The organism is Butyricicoccus sp. AM05-1 (genome assembly GCF_003474415.1).
GTDB classification, from domain to species: domain Bacteria; phylum Bacillota; class Clostridia; order Oscillospirales; family Butyricicoccaceae; genus Agathobaculum; species Agathobaculum butyriciproducens.
In genome coordinates, this window is the sequence record NZ_QUDG01000006.1 from 142,048 (window position 1) to 160,426 (window position 18,379).

Consider the following 18,379-nt stretch of genomic DNA (forward strand, 5'->3'; position numbering starts at 1 on the left):
AAATTCACCGTTCAGGAACGGCCTTCTTGAATGGTAAAATTTTATCGGATGATGGACGGTAGAGCGAAGCCGCTTAAACTGTTATAGTATAGGGGCAGAGAAAAGCTGCCCGCCTTTTGTATCGAGGTGGAAGCTATGAAAAGAATATGTTTTCTTCCTGTTGTTCTGCTGCTGACCGGACTGCTCTGCGGCTGTACGGGTCAGCAGCAGAACGATCCCTCACCGCAGGAGCACAATCATGCGATGGAGGAGGGGACAGAAACACCGAAATATGACCATCTTACCGTTTACAGTCCGCTGCCGGAGTCGGAAACGCTGCTGTACTGCAGTGCCTTCCGCAAGGATACCGGCATCACCGTGGACTGTATTCATCTTCCTGCCGGAGAAATGACCGCGCGGCTCGAGCAGGAGCGGGACAACCCGCAGGCTTCTGTGCTGCTGGGCGGATCGGCGGATAACTATATTCAGCTGCGAGAGGCCGGTCTGCTGGAGGCGTATCAAAGTCCCGAGCTGACCGATGTGCCCGAAGCCTATCTGGATGAGCAGGGCGTGTGGAATCCGATCTACATCGGTACGCTGTGCTTCGCCTGCAACACCGACTGGTTTGCACGGACGGGAACGCCGATGCCGACCTGCTGGGACGATCTGCTGTCGCCTGCACTGGCAGGGCAGATTGTGATGGCAACTCCGAAAAGCTCGGGTACCTCGTATACCACGCTGGCAACGCTTGTGCAGATGTGCGGCGAGGACAAGGCATGGGAGTATCTTCAAAAATTAGACCAAAACGTCGGTTTGTACACCCGTTCGGGTGTGGAGCCGGCAGAGCGGGTAAAAAACGGCGAATACGCCGTCGGTATCGTGTTCTCGCATGACGCCTTCCGCGCGGCGCTGGATGGCTATCCCATTGCGGTGCGCAGTCCGGCAGACGGCACCGGCTATGAGATCGGCGCGTGCGCGCTTGTGCGTGGTGCACCGGAGCAGGAGCGCGAAAACGCCCGCATCTTTATCGACTGGCTGACCTCTTCCCGCGGAGAGGAATGCTACATCGAAGCGAAAAGCTGCCGTCTTCCGGCAAACAGCACCGCCCGCGCAGCGGACGGACTGCCGCCGCTGGACGAGGTCAAGCTCATCACCTACGATTTGGAGTGGGCAGGCGAGAACCGAACGCGGCTGATTTCGTACTTCGACACGCATATTTACAGCGCGCGAACCTTAAGGCAACACCGCACAATTAAAGCGGCGGTGCTTTGCGGAAATTTTGTGTCCTGACTTTGTTGCAGTTTCACGGTAATACATCAAGTATTACCGCAAAACTGGGCCTCGTCAGTACGCAAAATTTACTCGCAAATCACTCTTGTTCAATTATGCGGTATTGCCTTAACTTAAAAGGTTTAACATAGACGCGGCGGTATGGCGGCAGCCGTACCGTGAAGAGAAAGGAGAAAAGAAAATGGCTAAAAAATCTTCGCGTATGCGGCGGCTGCTCAGCGGTGTGCTGTCGGCCGTGATGCTGGCAACACTGGTGCCGAGCACTGCTTTCGCAATCGGAAGGACGGATACCGGCTCCTTCCTGACGGGTCCGTACCTGATGACCCCGAAAACAAACGGCATGGTTGTCGTTTGGGAACTGGATAAACCGATGAAGTCCACCATTACCTACGGTACGAGCGATGCGGACAAGAAAACGCTCGAGGTTCCGGTAGAGGAGGGCGAAAAGTTTAAGGGTGAGAGCATGCACATGTATCGTGCCCGCCTGACCGATCTGACTCCGGGTACGACCTATACCTACAAGGTTGAGACCGAGGACGGACAGACTGTGGAAGGTCACTTCCGCACGCTGCCCGAAAATTCGAATGAGATCCGCTTTGTGGTTGTCAGCGACAGCCATCGCTTTGAAACGGCAACCAAGGTTTCCGACGTGATCGCACAGTTCGATCCGGACTTTATCCTGCATACCGGCGATATGGTAGAGGGCACCGGCTCTCAGAAGGATCAGTTCCCGTACTGGTTCCAGAATGTCGGCTCGTTCCTGCACAATGTGCCGGTCATCTACAACAGCGGCAACCACGATTACGGTGCCTACTTTGATGAGTATGTCACCAAGGTGCAGAAGGAGCAGTATAAGTCCAACGAGACCGGACGCAACGTAGCGTTTGACTGCGGTCCGGTGCATTTCGATATGCTGGACAGCAACCCGTGGTCGCTGTTCGAGCTGAACTCCACTGCGGGCGGCGGCGAGGCAGATGCGGCAACCAAGGCCGTTGTAAACGAGTCGCTCGACTGGCTCAAGGCTGATCTTGCAACCGACAATGCCAAGAAGGCTGACTTCCGCGTTGTTACCATGCACCATCCGTTCGAGGATGATCTGACCCGCAAGTACGTTCCCTCCATCGTGGAGAACGGCAACGTGAATATCATGTTCAGCGGCCATACCCATCTGTATTCCCGCTATGCTTCTGCTGACCCGAAGCGCGGCGCGGATACCCTGTATGTAACCCAGGGCGATGCCCGCATCGGTGACGGCAAGATCGACACCGGCAAGCCGGATCAGCGCCTAAACGACAACTATCCCAACCTGCTTGCAACCGGCAAGGGCGATATGCTCGAAGTAACCGTCAAGGACGGTCTGCTGACCTATAAGAACCTGGGTCTGAGCAGCGACGGCGAGAAGGTATTTGAGACGGTTACGCTGTCCAAGGACGGCGCCAAGCTGGCGTACAGCGATATTTCCATCACCCCGGACACCGTTCAGTCCAACGGCACTGTTACGGTATCCGCAAAGGTGACCAATGTCGGCAAGGGTCTGGCGACCGCCTCCATGTGTGTCAAGGACAACGGCACCGACCGTTGGCTGTATGAGTTCGGCAAGAGCGGCAAGGAGCGTGTTGTCGGTCTGAATCCCGGCGAGTCCGCAACGCTGAGCGCACCGCTGACGCTTTCTGCACTCGGCACGCATACCCTCAAGCTGGACAGCTACACCAAGACTGTCAATGTTACCTTCCGCAAGGCAACCTACACCTACAGCAACCTGCGCCTGCAGCTCGGCGGCGGCACAGTAAGCGAGCCGACCAGCGATGTCATCTACACCAAGGCGGATGTGCAGAACATCGGCAATGAGGACGGCACCGCAGAGGCAGTGCTGTACATCAACGGCGCAGCCGTTACCTCGCAGAAGACTGCGCTCAAGGCAGGCGAAACCCGCACGGTTGAGTTTGCCTACAAGGCACCGGCAGGCGGCAGCTATGCCGTCAAGGTCGGCAACTCGGCAGAGAAGACCGTTGCCGTGCTCGGCTCCATGCAGGGCACCCCGATCGTAAAGGATAAGTCCGGCAAGGGCAACGACGGCATCATCCGCGGCAATCCGACGCTCGTTAAGTACAACGGCGGCTGGGGTCTGTCTCTGGACGGTGTGGACGATTATGTGGAAATTCCGGATAACAAGAACTATGTGGTAGACAACGGCGTTACCGGCATGGTTTGGGCAAACATCGACCGTCTGGCAACGGGCGATGAGTGGGACCACAACCCGCTGCTGATGAAGGGCGCTTCCATCAGCTACGGCACCAACTACCTGTTCCGCATGGCAGTCCGCAAGACCGGCATGGTTACCTATGGCATTGGCTTTAACAACGATAACGGCGAGTACTTCTGGAACGACGACGAGAATATGGGCGGCGGCGTTACCCTCGGCAAGTGGGTACAGTACACCGGCGGCTTTGATCGTGCAACCGGCGGCGACAGCTACGAGGATACCAAGGCAAGCGGCCACATCGATGCACCGGATTTTGATTCTGAGATCCGCAACTGGGAAGGCAAGTCCATGTACTCCGGCTTTGCATTCCACCGTCATCTGCTGACAGACCGCGGCCGCGGCAAGACGCACACCATGCTGACAGGTGACATCGGTCAGCTCCGCTTCTATACCACCAAGCTGACCGCAGAGGAGAACAAGCAGATTTACGCAAATCCGACTGCAAAGGGTCCGGAAAGCGACAAGCTGGTCGTATGGCTGGATTACGCACCGGAGAATATCGTCACCAAGGGCACGCACACCACCAAGTGGCGCGCAATGACCGGCAGTGCAGCACAGTTTACCTATAACGCAGAGATTACCGGCGCGGCTTCTGCAACCGCAACCGTTGAGACCTCGGACGACGGCAAGACCGTAAAGGCTTCCCAGTCCGCAGAGCTGAAGAACGGCAAGAACACGGTTGATATTTCCGCACTGGGCAGTGCAAAGTATGTTCGCGTTACTACCGTACTGAACTCCTCTGTTGCAGAGAAGTCCACCGATATTCCGGTTATCAACGCGTACACCGTCAAGGCCGGCAATACCAATACCTGGGCAACGCTGGCAGACTGGAACGAGGGCACCTTCACCGATGCAGTAGGCTACGAATCCGAGGATGTATTCAACGATTACTCTGTGGATTACGACGACTACGGCACCGTGGGCAAGAATGTTAAGGTCATTGAGGGTACGGTAAGCACCTTTACCGACATCGCGGGCCACTGGGCAAAGGATGCCATCGAATATGTGACCGATAAGGCGCTGTTCAACGGCACGACCGCAACCACCTTCTCCCCGAACGAGGGCATGACCCGCGGCATGTTTGTCACCGTGCTTGGCCGTATGGCAGGCGCAGATATCTCCGCGTACAACACCCAGAGCCAGTTTGCCGACGTAGACAGCAAAATGTACTACAACGCATACGTCAACTGGGCAGCAGCCAACAAGATTGTTTCCGGCGTGGACGCTTCGCATTTCAATCCGAATGCGCTCATCACCCGTGAGCAGGCTGCGGTTATCATGGATAATTATCTGACCGCCACCGGCACTAAGGTAGAGGAAACCGGCAGTGCAGCTGCATTTGCCGACAGCGCAAGCATCCGCGCTTACGCGAAGGACGCTGTAACCAGAATGCAGAAGGCTGGTCTGCTGAGCGGCAAATCGGGCAACCGTTTTGACCCGCAGGGCACGGCCACCCGTGCACAGGTAGCTGTTATCATGCAGAATCTGTGTGAAAAGACCGGTAAATAAGCCGGTAAAATGAGAAAGGGTCTCCCGCCGAATGGCGGGAGACCCTTTGCGTTCAGAACAGGAAAAGCCAGGAGAGGTTATTGAACAGCACCTCATTTGTTAGACAGTGTGATATACTATCTAACAGATGGGGTGATTTTAATGCCAAAAGGAGTACTGAACAAACGATACACACCAGAATTCAAGAAACTGGTGGTCGAAACGATGCTCGAGGTACGGCTATCGCTGTATCACAGCGGAAGCCAAATCTGAAATGGGTAACGGATGTGACGGCGTTCAGACTGTTCGGGGAAAAGCTGTATTTGTCGCCCATTCTTGACTTGCACAGCAGTGATTTGGTTAGTTATACGATTTCGGATCGACCTGTGTTAAGCATGGTGACAACGATGTTGGACAAGGCATTTGCAAAAATTCCGGACAACACAAATCTAATCCTGCACTCGGATCAGGGTTGGCAGTACCAGCACAAGCAATACCAGTGGATACTTCGTGAAAAAGGGTATCCGTCCAAGCATGAGCCGGAAGGGCAACTGTTTAGACAACGCTGTGATTGAGAATTTTTTCGGACTGCTCAAGAGTGAACTGCTGTATCTGCAAAAAATTCAGTCCATGGAGCACTTCAAGCAAGAACTCATTGACTATCCGGACTACTACAACAACCGCAGAATCAAGGCAAAATTAAAGGGCTTGTCGCCTGCGGTTCACAGCCAACAAGCCCTTTCGGCAGCTTGAACAATTTTTACTTCAAAAGATTGTCTAACTTTTTGGGGCACTTCATCTGCATTGCCGCTCCTTTTGCACGCAGAACAGAATTTACAGGGAGAATGTGCTCTTGTGATTCCTTACAAAAACGAAAGGGATTATTTGTTGAAATAACAGATTGACGCTTATACGGACTGTTGCTATTTTGATTATAGCTTTTGTTTCAACAGTTTCAAATATATGGAAGGGGTCATTCCATGATCTATACGGTAACACTCAACCCCGCATTGGATAAAACGGTAGAAATTCCGGGTATTGCGCTTGACACGGTCAACCGCATCACGGAAATGCGCACGGATCCCGGCGGCAAGGGCATTAACGTGAGCAAAGTGATTGCCAAGCTGGGCGGCGAGAGCCGCGCCGTCGGCATTCTGGGCGGTGAGAGCGGCAGAACGCTTGAAAAGCTGCTCGAAAACGAGAATTTCACCACGCAGTTCCGGTTCGTTGAGGGGCAGACCCGCACGAATATCAAAATCATCGACCGGGTCGGCCACACGAATACCGACATCAACGAGCCGGGTCTGACCGTTACGAATGCAGATTTAGATGCGCTGCTGAACGACCTTCTGGCTGAGGTGCACGCAGGCGACATTGTGGTGCTGGCGGGCAGCTTGCCGAAGGGCGCACCGCAGGAAACCTATCGCGTGTGGACGAGCGCATGCAAAAACGCAGGTGCGCGGGTGTTCCTCGATGCGGACGGCGCTTTACTGGCGGAAGGCTTAAAGGCCGCGCCGTACCTCATCAAGCCGAATGATGATGAACTGTCGCGTCTGGCGGGCAGAAAACTGGAAACCATCGAAGAACTGACCGCAGAAGGTCAAAAGCTGCTGGAGAGCGGTATCGAACGGGTGGTTATCTCGCTGGGCGACCGCGGTGCGCTGTATCTGCGCAAGGGCAGCACGATTTACGCTGAGGGACTCACGGTTCCGGTCGGCAGTACGGTCGGTGCGGGTGACAGCGTGGTGGCCGCGCTGGCGTATGCCGAGTCGCAGGATATGAGCGAGGAGAATGCGGTCCGTCTCTCGACTGCAACCGGAGCCGCTAATGTCATGTGCAGCGGCACACAGGCCGCCGAGCGCTCGGTTATCGAGGCGCTGCTTCCGAAAGTACGCTTTTCCAAGCTGTAATTGTTGAAATCTATCGTGTTTTAAGATATGGTGAAGGAGAGTTTTATTATGAAAGCAAGGGCTGTACGTCTGCATGCTGCGAATGATCCTGCGTCTGGACACCTTTGAACTGCCGGAAATCCGCGATGATGAGATTCTGGTCAAGGTCGTATCCGACAGCATCTGTATGTCCACCTACAAGTGTGCCATCCTCGGCACCGAGCACAAGCGCGTGCATCCCGATGTAGCTGAGCATCCGGCCGTCATGGGCCACGAGTTCGCGGGCGATATCGTCAAGGTTGGCGCGAGGCATCAGGATAAATTCAAGCCGGGCATGAAGTTCACGCTGCAGCCCGCGCTTACTGCGAGGCGTCTTTTGCGGAGACGATGAGCTGCTCGGTCGGTGCTTAACGCCGCTTATCACACCAAGATAGGTGTTTATCACCACGAAATGGGTATTAAAAAGGGCGGCACCGGCTTCGACGATGTATTCTGCTATGCACCGGTCGCAGCCGTGGTAGAGCTGTGCAGCGCCGTGCTCGGCCGCGACTACGCTCAATCTGCCAAAGATTCCGGGCGGCAAAAAAGGTGCTGTAACAGTGAGAAAACCCTGTCTGTTGTTGGAACAGATAGGGTTTCTTTTGGGGTTAAAGTCAGATATTCGGCTCATACGCCGATACGGCGGCAGTATCTGTATATTGCCCCTCGCAAATCGGAACAAAAACTTTTAACAGAATCAGAAAATAAGAAAAACCGGTTATTTCAAACGAAATAACCGGAGGCTGTCGAAAAACTAACGTTTTCCGAGCAGCCTCTCGATCGAAACCACGCTTTCGATCGAATTTCGAAGAAAAATCGCGCCTTGCAGGCACATTTTTTCTTCCCTTGTATAAATTCCGAGATACATGCTCTCGGAATTTATGAATTTGCTCCGCAAATTCTATTTTATGCGTGCGCCGCACGAAGTACGAGAGTCGAAAAGCTCAGCAAAAGCTGGGCTTTTTCTCGTATATGAGGTAAATGAAATAGGTGATGCAAAATGATAGAGCGAGGGAAATTAGATTGCGGCGTAGTAGAGATTGTAGACACACAAAGTTTGGGATGGAGTCGTTGCGAAATCTACCCCTGGACGCAGAAAAACGGCGTGACCATTGTGGTCACACCGTTCTCTGCCCCTCGCAAAGCTAAATAGTACTTTATCACTATTAAGCCTTGCTCTGCGGTGTTTTCTTTTGCCGAGAAAGCGGTTGAGAATCTCTTTCCGCTCAGCGCTTCACTCTTCTTCCGAATCGGTGCCGATATCCAGAACCTTCTGCGTTTCGCTCTCGCTGAGTTCGGTAACGCCCTTCAGCTTGCGGCGGATAGCGCGCGTGCGCGTACCGACCAGCTTATCCAGCTCGCGGCTCGCCTGATCGAGTCGGTTCTGCGTCTGCGTCAGGCAGGCTTCAAACTTGTCAAACTCGGTCTTGACCGCACCCAGAACGCTCCAGACCTCACCCGAGCGCTTCTGAATCGCAATCGTGCGGAACGACATCTGCAGGCTGTTCAGCAGCGCTGCCATCGTGCTCGGACCGGCCAGATTGACATGGTAGTCCCGCTGCAGAATCTCCACCATGCCGCGGCTGACAGCTTCGGCATACAGTCCCTCGAAGGGCAGGAACATGATGCCGAACTCGGTCGTATGCGGCGGTGCAAGATACTTGTCGTGAATGTCCTTCGCCTCGGATTTCAGAGTGGCGATCAGCTGCTTGACGCATGCGTCAATCTGCTCGCGCGAGCCTTCCTCGTACGCATCACGGAGCGCCCCGTAGGTGTCTCCCGGGAACTTGGAGTCGATCGGCAGCCAGACAAAGCTGCCGTCCTCAACGGGCAGCTTGACCGCATACTCGACCACATTGCGGCTGTTCGGCACGGTCGCCACGTTGGTTTCGTACTGCTCGGGCGCGAGAATATCCTCGAGGATCGCGCCCAGCTGAATCTCACCCACAATGCCGCGGGTCTTGACATTGGTGAGCACCTTCTTCAAATCACCGACACCCTGTGCCAGCGTCTGCATCTCACCGAGGCCCTTGTAAACCTGCTCCAAACGCTCGTTGACCAGCTTGAATGACTCATTCATGCGCTCAGACAGCGTTTTCTGCAGCTTTTCGTCTACAATTTGACGCATATCGTCCAGCTTTTTGTTGTTGTCCTCCTGCATGGCACGCAGGTTTTTATCCACTGTAACGCGGATGTTCTCCAAATCCTGCTTGGTCTCACCCGTGAAGGTGTGCAGATTTTTATCTACCGTTTCGCGGATAGTTTCCAAATCCTGTTTGGTTTCGCCGGTGAAGGTGTGCAGATTCTTGTCCATCGTGCTGCGGATAGTTTCCAGATTCTGTTTTGTCTCACCCGTGAAGGTGTGCAGGTTTTTGTCCACGGTTTCGCGGATATTGGTCAGATTCTGCGTTGTTTCCGCCGTAAAGCCCTGCAGACGCGTCTCAAACCGACCGAGCTGATCGGTCAGACCGCTCATTTTGTCGCCAAGGCTCTTGTCCATCGCGGAAAGCTGATTGCTTTGTGCTTCCCGGCCTTCGCGCAGGTTTTGTGTCACGAGCGTACCGAGCGCAGTAATGGATGCGGTTGGGTCAATCTGCTGCGGAAGTTCCGGCTTTTCCGGCTTGCGGGTCAGCAGAACGATGACCAGTCCCAGCAGAATAACAACCAGAACCATGGTTATAATGGGTATGTATTGCATAATTTCTCCTTTTACAGCACTTTCAGTTCTTTTGCGATGCGCTGCATCTCCTGATCGGTCTCCGCAATAACATCCGCACACTTCTTCAAATCATCGGATACATGCTCCGGAATCTCCACATCGGATTTATAGCGCAGCTGGTGCTCCAGGCTGGCCCAGAAATCCATCGCCATCGTGCGAATCTGCAGTTCTATGCGTACCGGTTGCGTGCGTTCCGCGAGGAAAATCGGCACCTCGAGGATCAGATGCAGGCTGCGGTAGCCGTTCGGCTTGGGATTGGCAATGTAGTCCTTCTTCTCGATCAGCGTCAAGTCATCCTGCCGCATGAGCATGTCCGCTACTGTGTAAATATCCTCGATAAACGGACAGATCACGCGGATACCGCCAATATCGTTCAGATTGTCTATCATGGACTGCAGCGTGATCGGGAATCCGCGCCGCTTGAGCTTGCTGATAATGCTGCGCGGGCTTTTGATGCGGCTTTTGATCGAATCAATCGGGCTTGGCTTGCCCGAAATACGCGACTCATCGCTTAGAATATCCAGCTTGGTCTTGATCTCACGGATGCCGGATTCGTACAGCAGCATCATCTGCTGCATTTGCATCGCGGATTCGATCAGCAGTTCCTCATCGTGCTGCGACAGCCGATCAATCGCAAAAAAGTCAGCCAGTTCCATAGTCTTTACCCTCCTTGCGTTTCTCTTTTCTTTGTTTATAGCAGTTCAGATAAATAATGCAGCAAAAGCAGCGTGTACAGCGCGTAAAGAGCAAGAAAATTTTACGCAGGCATGCTGTCGCATGTCAAGTGAAATTGACGATGGTATTTGCGTGCTGTATGCGCGCACTTGTTGCAGTATTTGTCTGAACTGCTATAGTATACCACATTCGGCGATTGGGTACAATCCGCAGACGTCTCCCCTTTTGTGGGCTATCCGGTATCTGCCGATGAAGTGTTCGCTGTGCGGCAAATTTTCATTGACGCGTATATTTTCCGCGGCAGCCGACCATACTGTCAGCAACGGAGGTAAAGGGACATGAAGCAATATCAATCCAAACACACCGCGGCGCTCTCTACCCGCGGATTCTACACCATTCTTTCGCTGTGTGCGCTCATCATCGCCGCATCCGCATGGGTGATCTGGGGCAATGCACACCGGCAGAACGCGGTCGAGCCGGACACCGGCATGCCTATCATCGCACCGGCCGACTCGACCGCAGAAGCACCGACCGAACCGGCTACTGTTCCGCAGCAGGAGCAGGAACCCGAGCCGGTGATCGAGGAACAGCCGGTCGCGGCGGCAGAGCCGGAACCGGCGGTGACGGTCAGCGCCCCTGTGTATGTGCGGCCGGTGTCCGGAGCCGTGCTGACGCCGTTTTCGGGTGACACGCTGCTGTTCCAGCCGACTATGGGCGACTGGCGTGTTCATGCCGGCACGGACTTCTCTGCCGAAGCCGGCGAAACCGTGCTCGCACTGACCGACGGCACTGTGCAGCAGATTGCCGAGGATGGCCTGTACGGCACCTGCGTGACGCTGACGCATACTAACGGTCTGACCTCGTCGTACTGCGGCATGGACGATGTACGCGTGCAGGAAGGACAGGTTGTCTCCGCCGGTGAGGCGCTCGGCGTGTGCGCGGACAGCATTCCCGCAGAATCCGCACTCGGCACCCATGTGCATGTGCAGGTGACGCAGAATGACGCGCCGATTGATGTACTCACGCTGCTCGATGAGGATGAGCCGGAGTAAATCGACACAGACTGTGCGTCCGCTGCTCTGAAATCCTGTTGCCATCGCATGCGCCATCGGAGTATGCAGACCGTGAAACCCTCTGGAACGCGGTGGAGAAAGCCGAATGCGAAAAGAAAGCGCAGCTTGCGTACAGCTTTGACATTGCCTTGCAGAACGAGTTTTCCATGCAGGAGAACATCGCTCTGGCAAGGCAATTTTTGTTGGAGAACTTTGTGAGCCGGGGTATGGTAGTGGACTTTGCCGTTCATTCTCTCGACAAGGAGGACGTCGGCATTTCCAATCCGCACTTTCATGTCATTGTGTCCCATTCGCCCTTTGGACGAACACGGCAGATAGGGCAACGAGCAGCGGCAAGGACAAGTGGATTCTGGATGAGGATGCTGCCTAGATTGTCAAGCGCGTCTTTGACCTCTGCATTGACGGCAAAGGCCCAGAGCAGATTTCGCGGATTCTTGAAAGGGACCATGTGGAAATCCCCGCACTGGCAGAACCCATGATTGCAGAATCTACCCTTGGACGCAAAAAACGGCGTGACCTTAACGGTCACGCCGTTCTCTGCCCTAACCGCAGGACTTATCGTTCCTTACGACGGTTAAGCCTTACTCTGCGGTGTTTTTATGCTTTTCAGCCGAGCTTCGGGAACAAGTCCTGCTCGATAACAGCGTCGAGCGTCATGCCTGCATAGGCAATCTGCGCCAGACCGTCGATGAAGCGGGAGACTGCCGCAATCAGCACGGAAATGTTATCCGCCACAAACGGAATGATTTTCTCGAGCTCGAGGGAGCCGTCCACCAGAGTGTTGTGCTTGAGGTAAATCTGACCGGCCTCCTCAAAGAAGCCGAACGAGCCGAGCGCACAGAAGTTGTTGCAGTAATCGCACGCATGACGAAGCTGCACCTTGTTGTTTTCCGGGGCACCCTGAAACAGCGTAACGAAGAACTGCAGCAGACCCATGTCCTCTGCGGGCAACTGCATCGGGATGAAGCAGGCTTCAATCACAACGTCCTTGGCAACCTTGCCCTGACGCATTGCCTCGCAGCGCAGAATGGTCGGTGCGCCGTCCTTCTGCATGATTTCCGCACGGAAGCCGTTCTGGTTGAGAACATCGTTCATGCAGCCTAAAATCTGATTTTGCTGTTCGATTTTCATTCTTTCTTTTCCTCATTCTTTCATGAATAATTGAGAATTGAGAATGGAAAATGGAAAATTGCGGAACGCGCATTGCGCGTATTGAATAATCCGGCACAGCCGGATACCGCCATTCTCCATTCTCCATTTTACATTTTCAATTTTTTACTTTACGCCAATATCCGTGCGGTAATGCACCTTGTCAAAGTGAATCTTTTTGACATCGGCATAAGCCTTCTGGATGGCTTCGTCAAGGGTCGGTGCGGTAGCCGTTACGCCGAGCACGCGGCCGCCGTTCGTTACCAGCTTGCCGTCCTTGACGGCGGTGCCTGCGTGGAATACGAACGAATCCGTCACATCGTCCAGACCGGTGATCTCCTTGCCCTTTTCGTAGGACTTCGGATAGCCGCCGGACGCCATGCAGACGCAGCAGGCGGCATTGTCCGCCCACTTGATGTCGATATCCTCGAGCTTTTCGTCGATAACGGCATTGAAGATGTCGAACAGGTCGGTGTCCAGTCGGGACAGAACAGCCTGCGTCTCCGGGTCGCCGAAACGAGCGTTGTACTCGATAACACGCGGGCCCTTCGGGGTCAGCATCAGACCGAAGTACAGCACGCCCTTGAACGGACGGCCTTCCTTCTCCATGGCTGCAACAGTCGGCTTGAAGATGGTCTCCATGCACTCGGCAGCAATGTCGTCGGTGTAGAAGCGGGACGGCGAGAATGCGCCCATACCGCCGGTGTTCGGGCCTTCGTCATGATCGTAGGCACGCTTGTGATCCTGTGCGGACGGCATGGTCTTGAGGTGTTTGCCGTCTACGAAGGCGAGCACGGAAACCTCAGGGCCGGTGAGGAACTCCTCGATAACGACACGCGCACCGGCGCCGCCGAATGCGCCGCCGTCGATCGCGTCCTTGACCGCCTCGATGGCTTCTTCCTCGGTCATGGCAACGGTAACACCCTTGCCGAGCGCAAGGCCGTCCGCCTTGACAACGATTGGCGCGCCGTTCTTCTTGATGTACGCGATGGCATCCGCCGAGTTCTCAAAAACGGCGTAGCCAGCGGTCGGAATGCTGTATTTCTGCATCAGATCCTTGGCAAAGGACTTGCTGCCCTCAATAATAGCGGCGTTCTTGCGCGGACCGAAGGCACGGATGCCTGCGGCCTCGAGCGCGTCTACCATGCCGAGTGCAAGCGGGTCGTCCGGTGCGACCATAACGAGATCCGGCTTGTGCTCCTTGGCGAAAGCAACCATGCCGTCGATGTCGGTTGCCTTAATCGGTACGCACTCTGCCTCAGCGGCAATGCCGCCGTTGCCCGGCGCACACCAGATGTGGTCAACCTTGGGGCTCTTCTTCAATGTATGGACGATGGCGTGCTCACGGCCGCCGCCGCCGATAACCAAAACTTTCATTTATTGTTCCTCCGTTTGTAGGTATATGCGCTGTGCGCGGAACATTTCTACGATCAGTGCTACTGTGCCGATGGAGATGCAGGTATTGGCCAGCGTCCAGACGGTGTTAAACAGATAGTCGTTCAGCCAGCCGGGTGCGCTCACGAGCACAAGAATGTAGCCCGCGCTCCAGATCACCAGCAAAACCCATTCGGGCAGCGTGCTGTGCTCGATCTTGTGCATCTGGTCTTTGACACCCATCAGCAGCATGCAGCCGGTGAGCAGCAGCGGCACGAGCGCCGCATACTGCAGCACAATCCGCAGCAGACAGGGCGGGATGACTGCCGGACCGAGGATGAGCTTGAACGCCATCGTCACGTCCGCGGCAATGCTCGCGCGCATATACCAGCGGGACGCATTCTGCACGGACAGCGCACCGGCAGACACCAGCGCGAACGCCAGTATCTGCAGTGCCCAGTTGTGCTGCGCGGCCAGACTGAGCAGCAGTCCGCCGGATACGGCTAAGTAGGCATAATAGCCTTTCAGCAGTTTCATTAGTGATGGAACAGACGCATGCCGGTGAACGCCATCGTGATGCCGTATTTGTTCGCGGTCTCGATTACGTTGTCGTCACGGATGGAGCCGCCCGGCTGTACAATGTACTCCACGCCGGACTTGCGTGCGCGCTCTACATTGTCGCCGAACGGGAAGAATGCGTCCGAACCAACGGTTACGCCGGTGTTCTTTGCAATCCACGCCTTCTTTTCCTCAGCGGTGAGCACCTCCGGCTTTACCTTGAAGGTCTTCTGCCATACGCCTTCAGCCAGTACGTCCTCGTACTCGTCCGAGGTGTAAACGTCGATCGCGTTGTCGCGATCCGGGCGGCGGATGCCGTCAACAAACTGCAGACCGAGAACCTTCGGATGCTGACGAACGAACCAGTTGTCGGCCTTGTTGCCCGCGAGGCGCGTGCAGTGGATGCGGCTCTGCTGACCTGCGCCGACACCGATGGTCATGCCGTCCTTGACGTAGCAGACCGAGTTGGACTGGGTGTACTTCAGGGTGATGAGTGCAAGGATCATGTCGTGCTTTGCGCTCTCCGGCAGATTCTTGTTCTCGGTAACGATGTTGGTGAGCAGGCTCTCGTTAATCTCGTAGTTGTTGTAGCCCTGCTCAAAGCGGATGCCGAAAATGTCGCGCTGCTCGATCGGCTTTGGCTCGTAGTTCGGGTCGATCTTGACAACGTTGTAGCCGCCCTTGCGCTTGGTCTTGAGGATCTCGAGGGCCTCAGCGGTGAAGTCCGGTGCGATGATGCCGTCGGAAACCTCGTGTGCGAGGTAGGAAGCGGTGTCTGCGTCGCAGGTATCGGACAGCGCCGCCCAGTCACCGTAGGAGCACAGACGGTCAGCGCCGCGTGCACGGATGTAAGCGCATGCAATCGGGGACAGCTCCTTGTCGGTGTCAACAAAGTACATCTGACGCTCAACATCGGTCAGCGGCTTGCCGAGCGCGGCACCGGCCGGAGAAACGTGCTTGAAGGACGCAGCTGCGGGCAGGCCGGTCGCCTTTTTCAGCGCACGGACGAGCTGCCAAGAGTTGAATGCGTCACAGAAGTTGATATAACCCGGCTTGCCGTTGAGTACCTCAATCGGAAGCTCGCCCTCGGTCATAAAAATGCGGGCCGGCTTCTGGTTGGGGTTGCAGCCGTACTTTAAGGCTAATTCTTTCATAAATAGTCCTTTCTGCTCATCAGGCCGCAGTTATTCTGCGTTCTTGTTGCGGATTTCCTGCTCAACTTCGCCGGTCTCCAGATCGACGTAGCGCACGAACAGCGAAACCTTGTTCTGCTCGTTCAGGCTGTTCCAGAGCAGGTTGGTGAACTCGTGAATGGGCAGCTCGATGCGGATGCACTTCGGCTCGCCGCGGAACGGCGGCAGCGGATCGCCGTCGCACTGATAGGTATGGATGAAATGGCCCAGACCGGCAACCGGCTTATCGTACTCATAGAAAAAACGCTTGTTGGCGGTGCGGTCCGAGGTGAAGTTCTTGAGGATGGACAGGCTGTAGGAGCCGTCCGGATTGACAACGCCCGAAATGCGGGAGGTGTAGTTGGGGGCGTCCGGCTCAAACTGGCGGGTGCGGAGCGCCTCAAAGTAGCTCTTGCCCTGCTTGAGATAGTCCACGATGGTATCGGTCTGGTCGCCGTTGGTAACGACCAGGGTGCCGTTGTACAGGCGCACCGGATGATAGATGATCAGCGAGGGATCGACCATCTTGGACGGGTCAAATGCCTCCGTGCGGATACCGTCCTCGGTTTCGGTGAACACGCGGTTGCGGCTGTTCTCCGAGCGGCCCATGATGAAGTAGGCGATAACATTCTTTTTATTATCCGGGGTGCGGCCGAGAATAATGCCGCGGCCGGGATATGCGTTGCTCATCAGCTCCTGGCTGATGTCAAAAACATTCTTGCTCATAATGCTGTCACTCCTGTTCAGTTTTTATGGACGATAGCGCCGTCCACGCGCAGTCTGCCTGCGCAGAAGTCGGATACTGCCTGCGGCAGAAGAATCCACTCCGCGTTCTGCATGACGCGTTTCTGCAAGGTCTCCGGTGTGTCGCCATCTTCCACTTCAACGGCCTTCTGCGCGATGATTGCGCCGCCGTCTACCACTTCGGATACAAAATGCACGGTCGCACCGGTAACCTTTACCCCTTTTGCCAACGCGGCTTCATGCACGCGCAGACCGTAGAAGCCCTCTCCGCAGAAGGAGGGGATGAGCGAGGGATGTACGTTGATAATGCGGTTTTCGAAATGGCGGCAGAAGCTGTCCGGCAGGACGGTCATGAAGCCTGCGAGCACGATCAGACCGATGTCTGCGTTCTCCAGCAGAGCGGTAAGCGCCTTGCCGTACTCTTCCGCGTCGGAAAAGTCCCTGCGGCGCAGCACCTCGGAGGGAATAGCCGCTTTTGCGGCACGCTCGAGTGCATACGCCTTCGGGTTGGACGAAACCACGAGCGAAATCTGTCCGTTTTCGATCTTGCCCGCCTGCTGTGCGTCAATGAGCGCCTGCAGGTTTGTGCCGCCGCCCGAAACCAAAACTGCAATTTTTGTCATTTATTTTTCTCCAAAAAACAAATGAAATGGAGAATTGTGGATTCGTGCAGAACGCGATTATTCAACACATCGCTTTGCACTGAACCACGCAGCGCGGACGAAACCCGCGCAAGGATAGCGCCAATTCTCAATTCTCCATTTTCAATTTACTTAAACGAGTTCTACGCCCTTTTCGGCGCTGTTTACGCACTCGCCGATAACATAAGCCTGCTCGCCTGCAGCGGAAATTGCTGCAACCGCGCGGGAAGCGTCCTCAGCGGCAACGGCCAGAACCAGACCGGCGCCCATGTTGAAGGTGTTGTACATGTCGCGCTCCGGAATCTTGCCGGTCTTTGCGATCAGGTCGAATACCGGCGGAACCGGCATAGCAGCCTTCTCGATCTTGGCAACGATGCCTGCCGGCAGCATGCGCGGTACATTCTCATAGAAGCCGCCGCCGGTGATATGGCTGATGCCCTTAACCTCAACCTTGCCCATCAGGGACTGGATCGCCTTAACGTAGATCTTGGTCGGGGTCAGCAGCTCTTCGCCGAGGGTCTTGCCGAACTCGTCGATGTAGCGGCGAACCGACTTCTCGTTGATGCCGAGCGTCTTGCGAACCAGAGAATAGCCGTTGGAGTGTACGCCGGAGGACGCTACACCGATCAGCGCGTCGCCGGCCTTGATGCCGGTGCCGTCGATCATCTTTTCCTTATCGACCATGCCGACAGAGAAGCCGGCCATATCGTACTCGTTTTCCGGATAGAAGCCCGGCATTTCAGCGGTTTCGCCGCCGATCAGCGCGCAGCCTGCCTGACGGCAGCCCTCTGCGATACCGGAAACCATCTGTGCGATCTTCTCCGGATGGTTCTTGCCGACTGCAACATAGTCGAGGAAGAACAGCGGCTGTGCACCGCAGCAGGCGATATCGTTTACGCACATGGCAACGCAGTCGATGCCAACGGTGTCATGCTTGTCCATCAGGAACGCCAGCTTGAGCTTGGTGCCGACGCCATCCGTACCGGAAACGAGGATCGGATCCTTCATGCCCTTGAACTCCGGACGGAACAGGCCGCCGAAGCCGCCGAGCGTGCCCATAACGCCCTTGGTAAAGGTGCTTTCTACCATCGGCTTCATCAGCTTGACCGCTTCATAGCCTGCGGTAACGTCAACGCCGGCAGCCTTGTAGCTTTCAGAACGGCTTACACTCATGTTTTACATCTCACTTTCATTTATCGTATGAACGGAAAAAATGGAAAATTGAGAATTGAAAATGGAAAATTGCGGATTCGCGCAATGCGCGATTGTTTTATGCGGCGCGGTGCGCCGTACCGCAATTCTCCATTCTCCATTTTCCATTCTCAA

At 55.3% G+C, this 18,379-nt stretch carries 14 protein-coding genes and 3 pseudogenes; 8 read left to right on the forward strand and 9 right to left on the reverse strand.

The features are described from left to right. Positions 1-135: 135 nt before the first annotated feature. From DW088_RS10135 to DW088_RS16320, 6 genes and pseudogenes are all read left to right on the forward strand, one after another. A complete protein-coding gene (locus DW088_RS10135; protein WP_118360622.1) occupies positions 136-1,269 on the forward strand; it encodes an ABC transporter substrate-binding protein in 1,134 nt (377 codons plus the stop codon). A 181-nt stretch (positions 1,270-1,450) separates the two neighbouring features. Next, positions 1,451-5,041 (forward strand): S-layer homology domain-containing protein, encoded by a 3,591-nt coding sequence (locus DW088_RS10140; protein ID WP_118360623.1) that lies wholly within the window; start codon positions 1,451-1,453, stop codon positions 5,039-5,041. Between the two features lie 239 nt (positions 5,042-5,280). After that, positions 5,281-5,773 (forward strand): annotated as a pseudogene (locus DW088_RS16310) (IS3 family transposase); the annotation flags it as partial. A 227-nt stretch (positions 5,774-6,000) separates the two neighbouring features. Continuing rightward, entirely contained in the window at positions 6,001-6,930 is a 930-nt protein-coding gene (pfkB, locus tag DW088_RS10155; protein WP_118360626.1) for a 1-phosphofructokinase, read from the forward strand. Positions 6,931-6,978: 48 nt separating this feature from the next. Further along, a pseudogene (locus DW088_RS16315) lies at positions 6,979-7,381 on the forward strand (alcohol dehydrogenase catalytic domain-containing protein); the annotation flags it as partial. Beyond that, positions 7,361-7,684, forward strand: coding sequence for a hypothetical protein (locus tag DW088_RS16320; protein ID WP_243029878.1), 324 nt, complete (start codon positions 7,361-7,363; stop codon positions 7,682-7,684). The pseudogene DW088_RS16315 and the gene DW088_RS16320, both read left to right, overlap by 21 nt. A gap of 498 nt (positions 7,685-8,182) precedes the next feature. Here DW088_RS16320 and rmuC read toward each other — a convergent pair whose 3' ends face one another. After that, positions 8,183-9,646, reverse strand: a complete 1,464-nt coding sequence (rmuC, locus tag DW088_RS10165) for a DNA recombination protein RmuC (RefSeq protein WP_243029879.1) — start codon at positions 9,644-9,646, stop codon at positions 8,183-8,185. Positions 9,647-9,657: 11 nt separating this feature from the next. Continuing rightward, a complete protein-coding gene (locus DW088_RS10170; protein ID WP_118286174.1) occupies positions 9,658-10,323 on the reverse strand; it encodes a GTP pyrophosphokinase in 666 nt (221 codons plus the stop codon). Between the two features lie 357 nt (positions 10,324-10,680). On the opposite strand from DW088_RS10170, the gene DW088_RS10175 reads away from it, so the two are divergent. Further along, a complete protein-coding gene (locus tag DW088_RS10175; RefSeq protein WP_118360627.1) occupies positions 10,681-11,394 on the forward strand; it encodes a M23 family metallopeptidase in 714 nt (237 codons plus the stop codon). A gap of 17 nt (positions 11,395-11,411) precedes the next feature. After that, positions 11,412-11,730: pseudogene (locus tag DW088_RS10180) on the forward strand (MobA/MobL family protein); the annotation flags it as partial. Positions 11,731-12,021: 291 nt separating this feature from the next. On the opposite strand, the gene DW088_RS10185 reads toward DW088_RS10180, so the two are convergent. From DW088_RS10185 to purM, 7 genes are all read right to left on the reverse strand, one after another. Next, a complete protein-coding gene (locus DW088_RS10185) occupies positions 12,022-12,546 on the reverse strand; it encodes a hypothetical protein (RefSeq protein ID WP_110435875.1) in 525 nt (174 codons plus the stop codon). A 144-nt stretch (positions 12,547-12,690) separates the two neighbouring features. Then, complete coding sequence (gene purD / locus DW088_RS10190) at positions 12,691-13,941, reverse strand: phosphoribosylamine--glycine ligase (protein ID WP_118360628.1); 1,251 nt, start codon at positions 13,939-13,941, stop codon at positions 12,691-12,693. Further along, a complete protein-coding gene (locus tag DW088_RS10195) occupies positions 13,942-14,475 on the reverse strand; it encodes a hypothetical protein (RefSeq protein ID WP_118360629.1) in 534 nt (177 codons plus the stop codon). Beyond that, positions 14,475-15,650: a phosphoribosylaminoimidazolecarboxamide formyltransferase gene (locus DW088_RS10200; RefSeq protein ID WP_118360630.1), complete on the reverse strand. Its 1,176-nt coding sequence runs from the start codon at positions 15,648-15,650 to the stop codon at positions 14,475-14,477. Before DW088_RS10200 ends, DW088_RS10195 begins: the two co-directional genes overlap by 1 nt. Positions 15,651-15,680: 30 nt before the next feature. Next, complete coding sequence (locus tag DW088_RS10205; RefSeq protein ID WP_117492078.1) at positions 15,681-16,394, reverse strand: IMP cyclohydrolase; 714 nt, start codon at positions 16,392-16,394, stop codon at positions 15,681-15,683. Positions 16,395-16,411: 17 nt separating this feature from the next. Further along, entirely contained in the window at positions 16,412-17,035 is a 624-nt protein-coding gene (purN, locus tag DW088_RS10210; RefSeq protein ID WP_118360631.1) for a phosphoribosylglycinamide formyltransferase, read from the reverse strand. A 150-nt stretch (positions 17,036-17,185) separates the two neighbouring features. Beyond that, positions 17,186-18,226 (reverse strand): phosphoribosylformylglycinamidine cyclo-ligase, encoded by a 1,041-nt coding sequence (gene purM / locus DW088_RS10215; RefSeq protein ID WP_118360632.1) that lies wholly within the window; start codon positions 18,224-18,226, stop codon positions 17,186-17,188. Positions 18,227-18,379 lie beyond the last annotated feature (153 nt).

What these genes read in the sequence shown, in the direction of transcription:
- DW088_RS10135 (WP_118360622.1), top strand. Translation starts at nt 136, where the DNA reads ATGAAAAGAATATGTTTTCTTCCTGTTGTTCTGCTGCTGACCGGACTG.
- DW088_RS10140 (WP_118360623.1), top strand. Translation starts at nt 1,451, where the DNA reads ATGGCTAAAAAATCTTCGCGTATGCGGCGGCTGCTCAGCGGTGTGCTG.
- pfkB (WP_118360626.1), top strand. Translation starts at nt 6,001, where the DNA reads ATGATCTATACGGTAACACTCAACCCCGCATTGGATAAAACGGTAGAA.
- DW088_RS16320 (WP_243029878.1), top strand. Translation starts at nt 7,361, where the DNA reads ATGGGTATTAAAAAGGGCGGCACCGGCTTCGACGATGTATTCTGCTAT.
- rmuC (WP_243029879.1), bottom strand. Translation starts at nt 9,646, where the DNA reads ATGCAATACATACCCATTATAACCATGGTTCTGGTTGTTATTCTGCTG.
- DW088_RS10170 (WP_118286174.1), bottom strand. Translation starts at nt 10,323, where the DNA reads ATGGAACTGGCTGACTTTTTTGCGATTGATCGGCTGTCGCAGCACGAT.
- DW088_RS10175 (WP_118360627.1), top strand. Translation starts at nt 10,681, where the DNA reads ATGAAGCAATATCAATCCAAACACACCGCGGCGCTCTCTACCCGCGGA.
- DW088_RS10185 (WP_110435875.1), bottom strand. Translation starts at nt 12,546, where the DNA reads ATGAAAATCGAACAGCAAAATCAGATTTTAGGCTGCATGAACGATGTT.
- purD (WP_118360628.1), bottom strand. Translation starts at nt 13,941, where the DNA reads ATGAAAGTTTTGGTTATCGGCGGCGGCGGCCGTGAGCACGCCATCGTC.
- DW088_RS10195 (WP_118360629.1), bottom strand. Translation starts at nt 14,475, where the DNA reads ATGAAACTGCTGAAAGGCTATTATGCCTACTTAGCCGTATCCGGCGGA.
- DW088_RS10200 (WP_118360630.1), bottom strand. Translation starts at nt 15,650, where the DNA reads ATGAAAGAATTAGCCTTAAAGTACGGCTGCAACCCCAACCAGAAGCCG.
- DW088_RS10205 (WP_117492078.1), bottom strand. Translation starts at nt 16,394, where the DNA reads ATGAGCAAGAATGTTTTTGACATCAGCCAGGAGCTGATGAGCAACGCA.
- purN (WP_118360631.1), bottom strand. Translation starts at nt 17,035, where the DNA reads ATGACAAAAATTGCAGTTTTGGTTTCGGGCGGCGGCACAAACCTGCAG.
- purM (WP_118360632.1), bottom strand. Translation starts at nt 18,226, where the DNA reads ATGAGTGTAAGCCGTTCTGAAAGCTACAAGGCTGCCGGCGTTGACGTT.